At 73.1% G+C, this 14098-nt stretch carries 15 protein-coding genes; 3 read left to right on the top strand and 12 right to left on the bottom strand.

The genetic code is table 11. The features are described 5' to 3' along the window. Window positions 1-64: 64 nt before the first annotated feature. Genes ACFVXG_RS17115 through ACFVXG_RS17100 form a run of 4 tightly spaced genes read right to left on the bottom strand, consistent with a single transcriptional unit; the run spans window position 65 to window position 3214 of the window. A complete protein-coding gene (locus ACFVXG_RS17115) occupies window positions 65-475 on the bottom strand; it encodes a Fur family transcriptional regulator (RefSeq protein ID WP_350505368.1) in 411 nt (136 codons plus the stop codon). 35 nt (window positions 476-510) lie between these two features. Beyond that, entirely contained in the window at window positions 511-1449 is a 939-nt protein-coding gene (locus ACFVXG_RS17110; RefSeq protein ID WP_387928301.1) for a metal ABC transporter permease, read from the bottom strand. Beyond that, window positions 1446-2210, bottom strand: a complete 765-nt coding sequence (locus ACFVXG_RS17105) for a metal ABC transporter ATP-binding protein (RefSeq protein WP_387928299.1) — start codon at window positions 2208-2210, stop codon at window positions 1446-1448. The genes ACFVXG_RS17110 and ACFVXG_RS17105 overlap by 4 nt, the downstream gene beginning before the upstream one ends. A gap of 14 nt (window positions 2211-2224) precedes the next feature. Further along, complete coding sequence (locus tag ACFVXG_RS17100; protein WP_387928297.1) at window positions 2225-3214, bottom strand: metal ABC transporter substrate-binding protein; 990 nt, start codon at window positions 3212-3214, stop codon at window positions 2225-2227. Between the two features lie 191 nt (window positions 3215-3405). Here ACFVXG_RS17100 and ACFVXG_RS17095 point away from each other — a divergent pair, with 191 nt between their 5' ends. After that, complete coding sequence (locus ACFVXG_RS17095; RefSeq protein ID WP_387928296.1) at window positions 3406-4788, top strand: glycine--tRNA ligase; 1383 nt, start codon at window positions 3406-3408, stop codon at window positions 4786-4788. A gap of 140 nt (window positions 4789-4928) precedes the next feature. On the opposite strand, the gene ACFVXG_RS17090 is transcribed toward ACFVXG_RS17095, so the two are convergent. The 5 genes from ACFVXG_RS17090 to ACFVXG_RS17070 all read right to left on the bottom strand — a co-directional run bounded on the left by ACFVXG_RS17090 (window position 4929) and on the right by ACFVXG_RS17070 (window position 10022). Beyond that, window positions 4929-6107 (bottom strand): hypothetical protein, encoded by a 1179-nt coding sequence (locus ACFVXG_RS17090; RefSeq protein WP_387928294.1) that lies wholly within the window; start codon window positions 6105-6107, stop codon window positions 4929-4931. A 74-nt stretch (window positions 6108-6181) separates the two neighbouring features. Then, window positions 6182-7297 (bottom strand): hypothetical protein, encoded by a 1116-nt coding sequence (locus tag ACFVXG_RS17085; protein ID WP_387928292.1) that lies wholly within the window; start codon window positions 7295-7297, stop codon window positions 6182-6184. Next, window positions 7294-7872, bottom strand: a complete 579-nt coding sequence (locus ACFVXG_RS17080) for an NADAR family protein (protein ID WP_387928290.1) — start codon at window positions 7870-7872, stop codon at window positions 7294-7296. The genes ACFVXG_RS17085 and ACFVXG_RS17080 overlap by 4 nt, the downstream gene beginning before the upstream one ends. Window positions 7873-7963: 91 nt before the next feature. Then, on the bottom strand, window positions 7964-9076 hold the full coding sequence (locus tag ACFVXG_RS17075) for a threonine aldolase family protein (RefSeq protein WP_387928288.1): 1113 nt from the start codon (window positions 9074-9076) through the stop codon (window positions 7964-7966). Continuing rightward, window positions 9066-10022, bottom strand: coding sequence for a PaaX family transcriptional regulator C-terminal domain-containing protein (locus ACFVXG_RS17070; RefSeq protein ID WP_387928286.1), 957 nt, complete (start codon window positions 10020-10022; stop codon window positions 9066-9068). Before ACFVXG_RS17070 ends, ACFVXG_RS17075 begins: the two co-directional genes overlap by 11 nt. Window positions 10023-10364: 342 nt before the next feature. Between ACFVXG_RS17070 and ACFVXG_RS17065 the strand changes: the two genes are divergently transcribed. Continuing rightward, the gene (locus ACFVXG_RS17065; protein WP_387928284.1) at window positions 10365-11057 is read left to right on the top strand and encodes a hypothetical protein; all 693 of its coding nucleotides are present in this window, start codon (window positions 10365-10367) and stop codon (window positions 11055-11057) included. A gap of 18 nt (window positions 11058-11075) precedes the next feature. On the opposite strand, the gene ACFVXG_RS17060 is transcribed toward ACFVXG_RS17065, so the two are convergent. Further along, window positions 11076-11915 carry a DUF3626 domain-containing protein gene (locus ACFVXG_RS17060; RefSeq protein WP_387928282.1) on the bottom strand — a complete coding sequence of 280 codons (840 nt, stop codon included), beginning with the start codon at window positions 11913-11915 and terminating at the stop codon, window positions 11076-11078. Between the two features lie 90 nt (window positions 11916-12005). Then, window positions 12006-12239 carry a hypothetical protein gene (locus tag ACFVXG_RS17055; RefSeq protein WP_387928280.1) on the bottom strand — a complete coding sequence of 78 codons (234 nt, stop codon included), beginning with the start codon at window positions 12237-12239 and terminating at the stop codon, window positions 12006-12008. A gap of 93 nt (window positions 12240-12332) precedes the next feature. On the opposite strand from ACFVXG_RS17055, the gene ACFVXG_RS17050 reads away from it, so the two are divergent. After that, window positions 12333-13601 (top strand): MFS transporter, encoded by a 1269-nt coding sequence (locus tag ACFVXG_RS17050; RefSeq protein WP_387928278.1) that lies wholly within the window; start codon window positions 12333-12335, stop codon window positions 13599-13601. 69 nt (window positions 13602-13670) lie between these two features. Here ACFVXG_RS17050 and ACFVXG_RS17045 read toward each other — a convergent pair whose 3' ends face one another. Continuing rightward, window positions 13671-13991 carry a type II toxin-antitoxin system VapC family toxin gene (locus ACFVXG_RS17045; RefSeq protein ID WP_387928427.1) on the bottom strand — a complete coding sequence of 107 codons (321 nt, stop codon included), beginning with the start codon at window positions 13989-13991 and terminating at the stop codon, window positions 13671-13673. Between the last annotated feature and the right edge of the window lie 107 nt (window positions 13992-14098).

The following is a 14098-nucleotide window of genomic DNA, read 5'->3' as shown; positions in this document are numbered from 1 at the left end:
ACGAACCGTTCCCGCGGGCCCTTCGACGCGCGTCCGTGCGGGCTGCCCCCGTACGGACGGCCGTTCAGTCCTTCTTCGCGCAGTCCGCGCAGGTGCCGAAGATCTCCAGGGTGTGGGCGATGTCGCTGAACCCGTGCTCGGCGGCGACCGAGTTGGCCCAGCGTTCGACCGCGGGGCCCTCGACCTCGACGGTGGCGCCGCAGTGCCGGCAGACCAGGTGGTGGTGGTGTCCGCTGCTGCACCGGCGGTAGACGGCCTCGCCGTCGGCGGTGCGCAGCACGTCCACCTCACCGGCGTCGGCGAGCGACTGCAGGGTGCGGTAGACCGTGGTCAGACCGACGGAGTCCCCGCGGTGCTTGAGCAAGTCGTGCAGCTCCTGGGCACTGCGGAAGTCCGCGATCTCGTCCAGGGCCGACGAGACGGCGGCACGCTGCCGGGTCGATCGGGCGCGCGGCGACGGGCCTGCGGTGGTCACCGTGGGTCCTCCTGGGGTCGTGGGCGTCACGCACCTCATTGTGCCAGCCCCGCCCGCCGCTCCGGAGTGGTCAGGTCGGAGGAAGTCTTTCCCGGCGCTTGGCCGGGGATTTGGACGTCGCAGACCTGGGGACCCCGGTCGGCGTCGGAGTGCCGCCGGTGGCGGCGGCGGGCGAGCGGGGCGGCGATCGCGCTGAACACCGCGAACACCGCGATGGCGAGCAGCACGATGGCCGGGCCGGAGGGCACGTTCAGCTGGTAGGAGCCGGTGACGCCGGCCAGCGCGACCACCACGCCGAGCGCGATCGAGGCGGCCTGGGTGGCGGCGAAGGAGCGGGTGAGCTGCTGGGCGGCGACCACCGGGACCACCATCAGGGCGCTGACCAGCAGCAGCCCGACCACCCGCATGGCGACCGTGACGGTGACCGCGGCCATCACCGCGAGCAGCAGGTTGAGGGTGCGCACCGGCACGCCGGTGACCCGGGCGAAGTCCTCGTCCTGGCAGATCGCGAACAGCTGGCGGCGCAGGCCGACGGTGACCGCGATGACCACCGCGCCGAGCACCCCGATGGTGGCCAGGTCGGCGGGGGCGACGGTGAGGATCGAGCCCCACAGGTAGCTCTCCAGCGAGCCGGCCCCGGCCTGGGCGGACATCGAGACGAGCAGCTTGCCGCAGGCCATGCCGCCGTAGAAGAGCATCGCCAGGGCGATGTCGCCGCGCTGGTTGCCGCGCGAGCGGACCAGCTCCATGGTGACGGCGCCGAGCACGCAGACCAGCACGGCCATCCAGACCGGGCTGGTCTGGAAGATGAAGCCGAGGCCGACGCCGGTCATCGCGACGTGGCCCATGCCGTCGCCCATCAGGGCCTGGCGGCGCTGCACCAGGTAGATCCCGACGGCGGGGGCGGTGATCCCGACCAGCACGGCGGCGAGCAGGGCGCGCTGCATGAAGTCGTAGGAGAGCATCTCGGTCATGCGAGCAGCCTCGGCGGGGTGAGGTCGGCGTGCGGGTGGACGTGGTCGTGGCCGGGCAGCGCGTGCAGGCCGGTGTTGGGCACCGGCGGGCCGTCGTGCGCGACGCAGCCGTCCCGCAGCACCACGGCGCGGTCGATCAGCGGCTCCAGCGGCCCGAGTTCGTGCAGGACGAGGAGCACGGAGGCGCCGCGGTCGACCTCGGCACGCAGGGTGTCGGCGAGCACCTGCTGGCTGGCGGCGTCCACCCCGGCCATCGGCTCGTCCATGATCAGCAGGTCGGGGGTGCCGACCAGGGCGCGGGCGATCAGCACCCGCTGCTGCTGGCCGCCGGACAGGTCGGCGACGCCGTCGCCGGCCCGGTCCAGCATGCCGACGGCGGCCAGCGCGCCGTCCACCGCGGCGCGGTCCTTGCGGCGGAAGGGCAGCAGCCGGTGCTGCGCCAGCCGTCCGGTGGAGACCACCTCGCGCACGGTGGCGGGGACGCCGGAGGCGGCGGTGGTGCGCTGCGGGACGTACCCGATGCGGTGCCAGGCGCGGAAGGAGCCGTACGGGGTGCCGAACAGTTCCAGGGTGCCCTGCTCCAGCGGCACGGAGCCGATCACGGCCTTGACGGTGGTCGACTTGCCGGAGCCGTTGGCGCCGAGCAGGGCGACGACCTTGCCGGGTCGGACGGTGAGGTCGACGCCGCGCAGCACCGGCCGGCCGCCGCGCGAGGCGACGGCGTCACGGAGGCGGACGGCCGGGGGTATCGGGTGGGTCATGGTGGGGCGTCCCGTCAGCTCGCGGGGGTGGGGACCGGGGTGGCCGCGGCGGGGGCGCCGAGGGCGGCCCGGAGGTTGTCCAGGTTCTGCTTCATGACGGTCAGGTAGTCGTCCTTGGAGGGGTCCTTGACACCCTCCAGCGGGTCCAGGACGGCGGTCCTGAGGCCGAGGTCCTTGGCGACGGTGTCGGCGAGCTTGGGGCTGACCAGGGTCTCGAAGAAGATCGTGGTGACGCCGTTGTCCTTGGCGGCCTTCTGCACCTCGGCGAGGCGGGCCGGGGTGGGCTCGGACTCCGGGTCGACGCCGTTGATGGCGACCTGGGTGAGGCCGTAGTGGTCGGCGAGGTAGCCGAAGGCGGCGTGGCTGGTGACGAAGGTCTTGGTCCTGGCGTCCTTCAGTCCGGCCTGGAACTCCTGGTCCAGGGCGCCGAGCCGGGTGACCAGGTCGTCGGTGTTCTTCTGGTAGTCGGCGGCGTGCGCGGGGTCGGCCTTGGCGAACTCGGCGCCGACGCTCTTGGCGATCGCGGCGTAGCGGGTCGGGTCGAGCCAGATGTGCGGGTCGCCGGCCGGGCCCGCGTGCTGGTGGCCGTCGCCCCCGGAGGTGCCCTCGTCGAGGTGGTGGTCGACCAGCGGGCTGGCGGTGGTGGCGTCGATCCGGTGCTTGCTGTTCGACTGGTCGACGGCCTGGTCGACGGTGGGCTGGAGGCCCTTGAGGTAGATGATCGCGTCGGCCTTCTGGACACCGGCGACCTGCTTGGCGGTGAGCTCCAGGTCGTGCGGCTCGACGCCGGGCGCGGTGAGGTCGGTGACCGAGACGTGGTCCTTGCCGATCTGCTGGGCCAGGAACTCCATCGGGTAGAAGGAGGCGACGACGTTCAGCTTGCCGTCCGTGCCCTTGGCGCTGCTGCTGCCGCCGCAGGCCGTGAGGGCCAGGGAGGCGGCGAGGGCGGTGGTGGCCAGGGCGGCGGTGGTGCGGGTCCGGCGGCTGAACAGTCCGATCATCATGACAATCATTCTCATCTGAACTGGAAATGATTGTCAACTCACTCGGACGGGTGAACGGCAGGTGGCCGTGGATGGGGGGAGCCGGACCATATCGATTTGAACCCCGTACCCGTCTGGCCGGTAACCTTGGGTATTCGGGTACGAGCAACCAGCCGTGCCCTGACCGTGCCGTACGTACTGAAGAGAGCACTGTGGCCGCCGACAAGATCGACACGATCGTCAGCCTGAGCAAGCGCCGTGGCTTCGTCTACCCCTGCAGCGAGATCTACGGCGGCACGCGTGCCGCCTGGGACTACGGGCCGCTGGGCGTCGAACTCAAGGAGAACATCAAGCGCCAGTGGTGGCGCACGATGGTCCAGGCCCGTGAGGACGTCGTCGGACTGGACTCGTCGGTCATCCTGGCCCGTGAGGTCTGGGAGGCCTCCGGCCACGTCGCCACCTTCAACGACCCGCTGACCGAGTGCCTCTCCTGCCACAAGCGCCACCGGGCCGACCACCTGGAGGAGAAGTACGAGGCCAAGCACGGCTTCCCGCCGCCGAACGGCCTCAAGGACGTCAACTGCCCCGACTGCGGCACCAAGGGCCAGTTCACCGAGCCCAAGGACTTCTCGGGCATGCTGAAGACCCACCTCGGCGTCACCGAGGAGGCCAGCGGCCTGGCCTTCCTGCGCCCCGAGACCGCTCAGGGCATCTTCACCAACTTCAGTTCCGTCCAGGTCACTTCGCGCAAGAAGCCGCCGTTCGGCATCGCCCAGACCGGCAAGAGCTTCCGCAACGAGATCACCCCCGGCAACTTCATCTTCCGCACCCGTGAGTTCGAGCAGATGGAGATGGAGTTCTTCGTCAAGCCGGGCGACGACGAGCAGTGGCACGAGTACTGGCTCCAGCAGCGCTGGGACTGGTACGTCGACCTCGGCATGCGCACCGAGAACATGCGCTTCTTCGAGCACCCGAAGGAGAAGCTGTCCCACTACGCCAAGCGCACCGTGGACATCGAGTACCGCTTCAACTTCGGCGGCTCCGAGTTCTCCGAGCTGGAGGGCGTGGCCAACCGCACCGACTACGACCTCCGGGTGCACAGCGAGGCCTCCGGCAAGGACCTCCGGTACTTCGACCAGGAGAGCGGCGAGCGGTACTTCCCGTACGTCATCGAGCCGGCGGCCGGCCTCAACCGCGCCATGCTGGCCTTCCTGATCGACGCCTACTTCGAGGACGAGGCGCCGAACGCCAAGGGCGTCATGGAGAAGCGCGTCGGCATGCGGCTCGACCCGCGGCTGGCCCCCGTCAAGGTCGCCGTCCTGCCGCTGTCGCGCAACGCCGACCTCTCGCCGAAGGCCCGCGGCCTGGCCGCCGACCTGCGCACCGCGTGGAACGTCGAGTTCGACGACGCGGGCGCGATCGGCAAGCGCTACCGCCGCCAGGACGAGATCGGCACGCCGTTCTGCGTGACGGTCGACTTCGACACCCTCGAGGACAACGCGGTGACCGTTCGCGACCGCGACACCATGTCGCAGGAGCGCGTGTCGCTGGACCAGGTGAAGGGCTACCTGGCGGCGCGTCTGATCGGCTGCTGAGTCCGGTACTCCGGTAGCTCGGTACTTCGGTGTCGCGGTACTTCGGTGTCGCGGTACCTCGGGGAGCCCCCGGCCGTCCTCCCTCGTGGAGGCGGGCGGGGGCTCCCCGCTTTCGTACGGCCGGTGGGACGGCCGGTGGGTCAGCGCCGGCCCCAGCGGGAGCGCGGGGCGGTCGGCGGGGCGGTCGGCAGGCCGGCCGCGCGGAGGGCGGCGAGGGTGGTGCGGTGGCGGGCTTCGTCGGCGAGCAGCGCGGCCAGCAGCTGCCCGTAGAGGTCCCGGCGGCCGTCCAGGGCGGCGGCCAGGCGCACCACTTCGACCGACGGGCGCAGCACGGCCAGCTCCTGCAGCAGGAGGGTGGCCAGCGCGGGCGGCAGCTCCGTCGCCAGGCCGACCAGGTCGGCGGTCGGACGCCCGGCCGCCTGGCGCAGCAGCGTCCGGACGTCGGCGGGGCGGCCGTGCTGCTGGAGGTGGGCGGCCAGCGAGGTCAGCTCCGGCGTCGGCGCCGAGCCCCACTCCCAGAGCAGGGTGGCGCTGTCGGCGTGCTGCCCGGACCGCTCCAGCGCGGCGAGCAGGGCCGGGACCGCGGCGGCCGGGTAGGCCCAGAAGGCGTGGAACAGCTCGGCGGCCTCCTCGGCCAGGCCCAGCTCGCGCAGCTCCGCCAGCACCGCGACGGCGTGCTCCGGGGCGCTCCGGGCGGCGGTCCGGGCCAGCCGGAGCGAGGTGCCGGTGGTCGGGCCGCGCCGGGCGAGCATCCCGACCAGTAGGGCGGCGTCGGCGGGGGCGAGGCGGGCGGCGGCCTGGTCCAGCAGCTCCTCGGCCTCGGGGAGGGCGCCGCTGCGGTGGAGCCCGGTGATCCGCTCGGTGAGGGCGCCGAGGTCGGGGCGGGCGGGGGGTACGGGAGGCACGGGGGCCGGGGGTGCCGGGGGTGGGGCCGGGGCCGGGGGTGGTGGGGTTTGGTGGGGAGGCTGCGGCGGGTGTTCCGGGTGCCCCGGGTGTTCTGCGTACTCCGCGTGTTCCGGGTAGTGCTGCGGGTGCTGCTGCTGTCTGAGGTGGAGTTCCAACTCCTCTAACTGATCGCTCAGTTGCAGGCAGCGCGCGCCCAGGCCCTCGCGGAGGGTGCGGGCCTGGGCGAGCTGCCGCAACAGGTCGCCGTCCGGGCGCTGGCGGCCCGGGGTCGCCCGTATCGCCTCGTTCAACCGGCGTTCGCGTTGGCTCGCGTAGCGGCTCGCGCGGAGCAACTCGTCCAGTTCGGACCGGAGTTCGGCGGCCTGTTGCTCGCCCTCCGGTGGCCGGCCTGCGGATTCTTCCGTCGACCGCATGCGCATGATCGCCCCAACCTGTCCATCTGTACCCTGACTGCGGGACATCCTGGCGTCGGAATGTGGCGATGGAGTTACGGGAGCGCGACCAGTCGTGCCCGAGTGGTGTCAAGGAGCGCACAGAGGGCGGCCGTTGTGAGGAGTGCGCCGGTCGCGCTCCGTAGCAGCGTCGCCTCGTAGTACGGGCCGGGGGCGAAGTGCGCGACCGCGTAGCCGACCGCCGCGCCCACGGCCGCCGCCGGGAGGATCCGCGGCGTGTCGCGCCGGACGGCCGCCCCGCACACCACCAGCCCCGCCGCGGCCGCCAGTTCGGGCGTGCCGAAGGAGACGCCGTAGCGGATCGCCAGGGCGGGGACGAGGAAGAGCAGCAGGCCCCGGCCGATCGTCCCGGTGAGCGCGGTGGTGAACGGGCCGCTCCCGTACGGGACTCGGCGCTCGACCGCGCGGGTGCCGACCAGTACCGCCAACGCCGTTGCGGCGGAGGGGAGGTGGCCGCCGATCCGGGCGAGGTTGTAGAGCAGCGCGGTGTCGTACAGCACCAGCATCAGCTGGCCGTACGCCCACAGGTCGAGCGCGAACAGGAGGGGACTGCGCGGCGCCGGCGGGGGAGTGGCGGGCTCGCCCCGGGCCAGCCGGGCGACCAGCAGCGGGGTGAGCAGTGCGGAGAGCAGCCGCAGGAGGATGTCGTCCACGGTGTACGGGTTCCGCAGGTCCCATTCGACCGCGCAGAACGCCACCGTGTAGGAGGCGGCGGCGAGCGGGATCAGCGGCGAGCGGGCCGCGCGCACGTACAGCGTCCGGTCCAGGCACCGCAGCACGGCGGCGAACGCCAGCAGCACCAGCGGGAGTTCGAGGAAGGCCTGGACCCGCAGCACGGACGGGGCCAGCAGCTCCGGTGCGGGGAAGTGCGCGGCGAGCGGGCCCAGGCGGGGGACGTCGAACCAGCCGGGCGGCAGGTAGCGGGCGATGAAGGCCGGGCTGCCGCCCTTCACCCGCTGGACGTAGACGGCGAACAGCACCTGGTTGAGGTAGACCAGCGCCACCACGGCGGCGAGTGCCCCCTCCGGGCCGAGGCGTCGCCGTTCGGGCCGGGGGCGTTCCCCGCGCCGCGCCGTCCGGGGTGCGAGCAGCAGCGCGGCGACGGTCGAGACCGCCACCGCACCGTCCAGCAGCGGGACGACCGGCCTCATCCGGCCAGCCGCGCCCGCGCCTCCATCAAGGCGAACCCGAGCAGGTTCAACCCCCGCCACTCCAGGGGGCGTTCGGCCCGGATGTCGTCCGCGCCCAGCCCGATGCCCCAGATCCGGTCCAGCGGGCTGGCCTCGACCAGGACGCGACCGCCCGTGCCCAGCAGGTACTCCCGCAGGGCCTCGTCCTGGCCGAACTTCGCGACGTTCCCCTCGACCACCAGGTCGAACCGCCCGGCCACCCAGGCCTCGTCGTCGAAGCCCCGGACCAGCCGGCCCAGCTTCTTCGCCTCGGCGGGCGTCCGGGCCTCCAGCACCTGCTGCTCGATCGCCTCGTCGCCGAACATCCGGGCCTTCCCGGCCATCATCCAGTGCTCGGCGGACGCGTACGTCACCCCGTCGACGGTGAACCGCCCGGGCCACCACTGGCTCAGGCACTCCTGCCGCGTTCCACCGCCCTTGCGGGCGGTGTGGCCCCAGAACATCACCCACTTCGGCCGCGCCCCGGTGGCCATCAGGCCCGCCAGTTCCTCGCGGGTGCGGACGTCGGCGAACTCCCCCACGTGCTGCTTGCTCATAATCGTCATTCTGACACAAAGGGTCTGGGGCCCGCCATCCGTTTGACGCCGGTTGGCTCCGGCCGGCTCTTCGCGTCAGGGGGCCGGCGGCTCAGCCCCGCTCGGCGGCCGCGACCAGCTCCAGGAAGCGCAGCCCGAGCTCGGTGACCTCCTCGGCCGTCCAGTCCTGGGCCGCGCCCGCCAGGCGGACCTCGGCCATGGCGAGGCCGGGGGCGGCGTCGGTCCAGTCCAGGAACCAGGTCTTCTCCTGCTCGGCGAGGGCGAGGGTGGCGGCGTTCAGGACGCTCGCCGGGTGCGGCAGCCAGAGCTGGAAGTCGTGGGTGGGCGGGACCTCCGGGAAGATCCGCGCACCGGGGAGCGCGGCCAGGGCCGGGATGAGGGTCGGCGCGTGGCGGGCGTAGCCGGGGATCCGGGGGAGCTCGGTGTCCAGGCCGGTGAGCGCGGAGAGGGCGGCCGGCCACTGCTGCCAGAGCTGCCCGCCGTAACGGTGGCGCCAGGTGCGGGCGTACGCGGTGAAGGCCTCGTCCCCGGCGAGAGCGGCCCCGCTGATGCCGCCGAGGTCCTTGTAGAAGGAGACGTAGACACTGTCGGCCAGGGCCGCGATCTCGTTCAGCGGCCGGCCGAAGTGGGTTGTGGTGTTCCAGAGGCGGGCGCCGTCGAAGTGCACCCGGGCGCCGGCCTCGCGGGCGGCGGCGACCAGCTCGGTGAGCTCGTCCCAGGTGGGGAGGAGGAAACCCGGGTCGCGGAGCGGGAGTTCCACCACCAGGGTGCCGAACGGCTGGCCGAGGCCGCGCAGCTCGGCGGCGGTCGGCTGCCGCAGCTCGGTGGTGGGCCAGAGGCTCCGCAGGCCGGTCAGCTGGATGTGGGCGTGGCGCTCGTGCCGCTCGATGTGGCTCTGCGGGTGGAGCGCGACGGCCGGGTTGCCGGTCCGCTCGGCGTGGTGACGCAGGGCGACCTGCTGGGCCATGGTTCCGGTGGGGAAGAAGACCGCGCCCTCCGTCCCGAGGAGCGCGGCGGTGCGCTCCTCCAGCTCCCCGACCGGCCCGCCGTCGCCGTAGATGTCGGGATGGGCGTCCGGCTCGACCGCCTCGGCGAGGGCGGTGAGCCGCTCCCGCATGGTGAGCGGGCGGCTGCCGGAGAGGAAGCGGGTACACGCCCGGCGGGCGGCCCGGCGGCGGTTCACGTCGATCTGGTCATCGGTCATCCGGCGATTGTCCGGCCGGTGGGGAGCCGCGCCAAACGGGTTTTCGCCCGAGGCCGGGCGGCGGGGTGCTCGGGGGTCCCGCAGGCTCCGGAGGGCAAGCCGGCGGCGTGGGGGTCGGTGGCGGCGCGGGTGGGTCGAAGGTGCGGAAGAGGGAGAGGTCCGGGGCCTGGTGCCGGAGCGCCGTCCACCGCTCCCGGAAGGCGCGCCGGAGGTGTGACGGCGGCCAGGGGGTGGGGCGCAGTTCGGGTGGCAGCAGCGGGTCGTGCTCCAGGGCCCGGCTGAAGGCGTCGGCCAACCCCAGTGCGGTGGCGACGAGTTCGGTGGAGCCGCGGTCGTTGCCGACCGGTTCGGCCGCGAGCGCCTCGGCGAGCGGTCGGTAGGCGTCGACGGTGTCGGCGGCGGGCCAGAGGCGCTCGGCGACCGAGGCCGGGTCGGTGAAGCCCGGGCCGGTCAGCCGGGTGGCCTCCGCCGTGATCAGGTACGCGCCGACGGTGGACTCCGAGGTCTCGCCGACGAGTTCGGCCAGCAGGTCGTGCGGGCTGAGGTAGGCGCCGGGCGCGAGCGGGGCGGCGCCGAGCCGGGTCAACGCCGTGCGGAGGGCGTCGCGTTCGGGGCGGTGCTGCTCCGGTACGGAGAAGGTGTGCAGCCGCCAGAGCCCGTCCCAGGGGGCGAGGCCGCCGTCCTGGGCGTAGGCGAGCCGGACGAAGCGGGCGTCCGCGTCCGTGCGGAGCCGTCCCGCGTCGGTCAGCAGGAGGCGGCCCTTGCGGCCCCGCCCCTCCTGGCGCAGGACACCGGCCGCCTCCAGCCGGCGGATGGCGAGCCGGACCGGCTGGTCGGCGAGGCCGGCCGCGGCCGCGACGTCGTAGACGTAGGCGAGCGAGGCGCTGCCCCGCGGATCGAAGCAGGCCTCGACGACCGTCCGTGGCGCGGCCTGGTACTCGGACAACGGGAAACCTCGGTTCTCGAACGCGCCCCGGCTGCGGCGCGGGCGCCGTCCCCAGGGTAGCCGCGGCGGGAAATGTGACGCGGGCCACTGGAAAAGGGTGACATGGGGCTGTCGCGGACGGTCGCGAAGATCGGCCCATGACGATCACAGACGAGGACCGCCTCGCCGAGACCCAGGCCTTCAACGAGCGGTTCGAGGCCGCCGCCGCACTCCGCCCGGCCCGCCCCCCGGCGCTGACGCCGCTGGCGCGGTGACGTTGCAGCGGTCGAGGGTTCGTGCGGAAGGTGGCGGTACTACACTGCCCGCGCAGGAGATTCTCCGAGCCGCGGGGGGCGGCGAGCAGTGGAATACGTTGTCATCGGGGCGCTCGTGATCATCGGCGTGCTGGTCATCGCGAGCGTCGGCGTGCGCAAGAACGGCAGGCGGGGTGGGGGTCTCACCCCGGCCGAACTGAACTCCTACGCCGAGGAGTTGCGTCGTGAGCTGTACGCGCGCTCGACCGTCTCGGGGGTGTGGATCGACGTCACCGACCACGTCCGCCGACAGCCGTTCATACCGGTGAGGCTGTTCCTGAAGGTCGTCAACTCCCTCGCCCGGGCCGGTGTCGTCAAGGGATCGCCGCGGATCAACCGGGCCGGCGTCTCGATCCGCCTGACGGACAAGGCAGTTGAAGAAGCGAGGATGGAGCGCATCATGTCGGCGTCGCAGCAGCCCCGGAACGTCACCAACAACTACCAGGCGGGCGTGGTCCAGATCGGCGACCACAACCAGGCCCGTGAGGTCACCACCCACTTCGGCACCGACCAGTCCGCCCTGCTCGCCCAACTCGTCGCCGCGCTGGGCGCGGTGGCGCGGGACCCGGAGCTCCAGCCGCAGCTGCGGGACGCCGCCGGGCAGGCCGCCGAGAACCTCCAGGGCGCGGACCCGGGCCGCATTCCGGCGATCATCGAGCGGATCCGCGGCATCATGAGCGTCGCGGCCTCCGGCTTCGAGGCCGTCGGTCCGATCATCGACGCGCTCGGCTCTGTGCTGTAGGGCGGCGCGGCCGGTCGGTCACGCGGGGGCGCCGAAGCGGGCGAGGTAGTGCCACACCCGCTTGAGGGCCTGGGGGTCGTGCAGGCCGGTGGCGGCGGCGGTGCCGATGATGCAAGGGTCGAGTGCGCCGTCCTCGGCGATCCGGGCGCCGAGGTCGACGAACTCCTGGCCGCGGTAGTCGGGGTGGCGGCGTAGCTCCTCGACGGTGAGTCGGAAGCCGGGGTGCCATTCCAGCGGGCAGGGGAGGCGGCGGGCGGCGTCCTCGACGGGGGTGTCCCGGTAGCAGGGGTCGAGCACCAGGGCCTCGACGTCCCGGGCGAGCCGGACCGGGCCGTGGACCTGCGCCTCGATGTAGTCGTCGAGGGCGTCCTGGTCGTCGGCGAGTGCGAGCTCGACGAGCCGCATGCGGGTCGCGGTGCCGAAGTCCGTGGGCTCCAGGAAGCTGTCCGGGTAGCAGAAGGTGGTGCGCTCCAGCGCGGGGGCGGCGAGCCGGAGGTGGGCGGAGCCGAAGCGCGGTGCGGCGCCGACCTGGCTGCGGCGGTAGTCCAGGGCCCCGTAGGCGGGCCGCTGGTCGGGGGCCGCGTCGTCGTAGGCGCCGTTGAAGATCCGGCTCTCCCACCGCCACCGGTCCCCGCCGGGGTGGGCGGTCAGGCCGCCGTTGCTGGTTCCGGTGGCGAACTGGGAGAGGTAGACGCCGTCCTCGGCGAGGGCGTCGAGGACGGTCCGGCCGCGGGAGACGCGGTCCGGGTGGAAGTTGAGGGTCACCCGCAGGGTCGGGTCGACGGGCGGGCCGGCGGACAGCGAGGCCACGTGGTCGAGGGCCCGGACCTGCGGTGTCCGGTCGGCGTCGGAGTTCATCCGGGTAGTTTCGCGCGGGTGCGGTGGTGACCGCACCCGGGTTTTCGGGTGTCCCGGAGCGCGCTGTCAGACGGGCGGTCAGACGCGCTGTCAGACGTAGAGCTTGTGGAGGTCGTCCGGGAGCAGGCCGTTGCCGTGGTGGGTGGCCCAGGTGGAGTAGACGGTGCGGATCCGGGCGGCCTGGGAGGTCCGGCGCCGTTCGACCGACAGGCCCTCCGGGTCGCCCGCCCACGTCCGGCGGGACCGCTCGCGGCGGAGCAGGAACAGGGTGGTGCCGGCGATGACGGCCGCCAGGGCGGCCAGGAACACGAGAACGAAGCTCACGAGCTTCCCCTTCCTCCGGGCTCGAACACTGTGCGAATCGAGTATGGCGGACCGTCAAGTCGGTCCGCCATAGCATGAAGTAGCTTGGGGCGCATGGCAGATGAAGCTGCAGGAGCCACCCCCTCGGTCGCGTCGCCGCCCGCGCGGAGCGCCGTGCCGGCGCTGATGTTCTCGCAGGGCGTCAGCGTGGCGGGCACCCAGGTCACGGCGCTGGCCCTGCCGGCGCTGGCGATCCTGCTCCTGGACGCCGGGCCGCTGGCGGCCTCGCTGCTGTTCGCCCTGGAGTACGGGGTGCAGGGGTTGACCGGGCCGTTCGCCGGGGTGCTGGTGGACCGGGTCGCCTCCCGGCGGCGGCTGCTGGTCGCGGTGGACCTCCTCCAGCTGCTGCTCATCGCCACCGTCCCGGTGGCGCACGCCGTCGGCGCGCTGACCCTGCTCCACCTCTACGCCGTCGCGGCGGTCTCCGGGGCGCTGGGCGGGGTCTCCGCCATCGCGGTGCCGACCGTGGTGGCGGACTTCGTGCCGAAGGACGGCCTGGTGGCGGTCAACGCGAAGCTGGCCGGGGCCCGTTCGGTCGGCCAGATCGCCGGGCCGGGCCTGGCGTCCGCGCTGGTGCAGGCGGTGGGCGCGGCGACCGCGATGGTCGCCGACGCGGTCAGCTACGGGCTGTCCGCGCTGGCGATGAGCCTGCCCCGGCTGCGGCGGGGCGAGGAGCCGCAGCCGGCCGCCGCGCGTCCGGGGATCGGGGCGTCGCTGCGGGAGGGGATCGACGTCCTGCGGGACGAGCCGCTGCTGGCCCGGCTGGCGGTCGCCGCGGCCGCGCTCAACCTGGGCGGGGCCGGGCTGGCCGGCCTGTTCGCCTACTTCGCCTACCAGGTAGTGGACTTGGGCCCGGGCGAGCTCGGACTGACCCAGGCCGTCTACAGCATCGCCGCGGTGACCGCGGTGCTCACCGCGAAGCGGGTCATCCGGCGGGTCGGCCTGACCAGGGTGATCCCGGTCTTCGGCCCGCTGGCCGCGGCCGCCCTGTTCCTGATCCCGCTGGCCTCGCTCGGGGCGGCGCTCCCGGTGCTGATCGTTTACCAGGCGGTGTTCGGCTTCTGCGCGACGGTCTGGGGCGTCAGTTGGGTGACCCTGCAGCAACAGCTGTCCCCGCCCGAGCAGTTGGGGCGGGTGCTCGGCCTGTCCCGTTCGATCGGCCAACTCGTCATGCCGGTCGGCGCGTTGCTGGGCGGCACGCTGGCCGGCGCGGTCGGCACCACCGGGGCGCTGGCCGTCTTCGCCTCGATCGCCCTGGCCGGCACCCTCGCGGTGGTCACCACCAGGCTCCGACCGGCCCTGCCGGAGGGGAGCCGGGCCTGACCGCCGCCCGCCGGACGGCCGCGGGTAGCCTGCGGGCATGGCCGCTCCCTCCGCGCGCGGATCCGGCTGCTAGCCAGGGGTGTTGCCGGGCTCGCCATTCAGAGTCGAGCCCGGCGCGGTGATCGGCAGGTCACGTTCCTCGGCCGCTTCGGCGAGGCGTTTGTCGTACGTCACAAAAGCGGTGAGCGCATGCTCCAGGTGTTCGGCGCTGGCGAGGTGGATGGCGTCGAGCGTCCCCAAGTGCCGGGTGGGGAAGCTGCCTGCGGCTCGGAGGATCGGATCGGAGAGCCGGATGCGGAGCATTCGGTCGAGCAGGTCCGCCGCAGCATCGTGTAACTGCTGCGGCGTACCAATCCTGATGAACACGTGCGGGACCTCGACCTGGGCCAGCGCACTGGTCGCATGGCCTTCGGAACCGTGTGACGAGAGGAATGTGTTCGCAGCGCGGAGGATTCGGTCTCCGGGAGGAGGAGCTTGAGGAGCGCGCAGGAGTCGAG

The sequence above is a fragment of the Kitasatospora sp. NPDC058162 genome (assembly GCF_042884005.1).
In the GTDB taxonomy this organism is placed as follows: Bacteria; Actinomycetota; Actinomycetes; order Streptomycetales; family Streptomycetaceae; genus Kitasatospora.
Note: the sequence above shows the minus strand (reverse complement) of the source record. Positions and strands in the feature narration are given on the sequence as shown.

Bases quoted from the DNA above. Each gene is read 5' to 3' on its own strand.
- ACFVXG_RS17080 (WP_387928290.1), bottom strand. From the start codon at position 7,872: ATGAGCAAGCAGCACGTGGGGGAGTTCGCCGACGTCCGCACCCGCGAG.
- ACFVXG_RS17105 (WP_387928299.1), bottom strand. From the start codon at position 2,210: ATGACCCACCCGATACCCCCGGCCGTCCGCCTCCGTGACGCCGTCGCC.
- ACFVXG_RS17075 (WP_387928288.1), bottom strand. From the start codon at position 9,076: ATGACCGATGACCAGATCGACGTGAACCGCCGCCGGGCCGCCCGCCGG.
- ACFVXG_RS17100 (WP_387928297.1), bottom strand. From the start codon at position 3,214: ATGATGATCGGACTGTTCAGCCGCCGGACCCGCACCACCGCCGCCCTG.
- ACFVXG_RS17060 (WP_387928282.1), bottom strand. From the start codon at position 11,915: ATGAACTCCGACGCCGACCGGACACCGCAGGTCCGGGCCCTCGACCAC.
- ACFVXG_RS17085 (WP_387928292.1), bottom strand. From the start codon at position 7,297: ATGAGGCCGGTCGTCCCGCTGCTGGACGGTGCGGTGGCGGTCTCGACC.
- ACFVXG_RS17090 (WP_387928294.1), bottom strand. From the start codon at position 6,107: ATGCGGTCGACGGAAGAATCCGCAGGCCGGCCACCGGAGGGCGAGCAA.
- ACFVXG_RS17110 (WP_387928301.1), bottom strand. From the start codon at position 1,449: ATGACCGAGATGCTCTCCTACGACTTCATGCAGCGCGCCCTGCTCGCC.
- ACFVXG_RS17050 (WP_387928278.1), top strand. From the start codon at position 12,333: ATGGCAGATGAAGCTGCAGGAGCCACCCCCTCGGTCGCGTCGCCGCCC.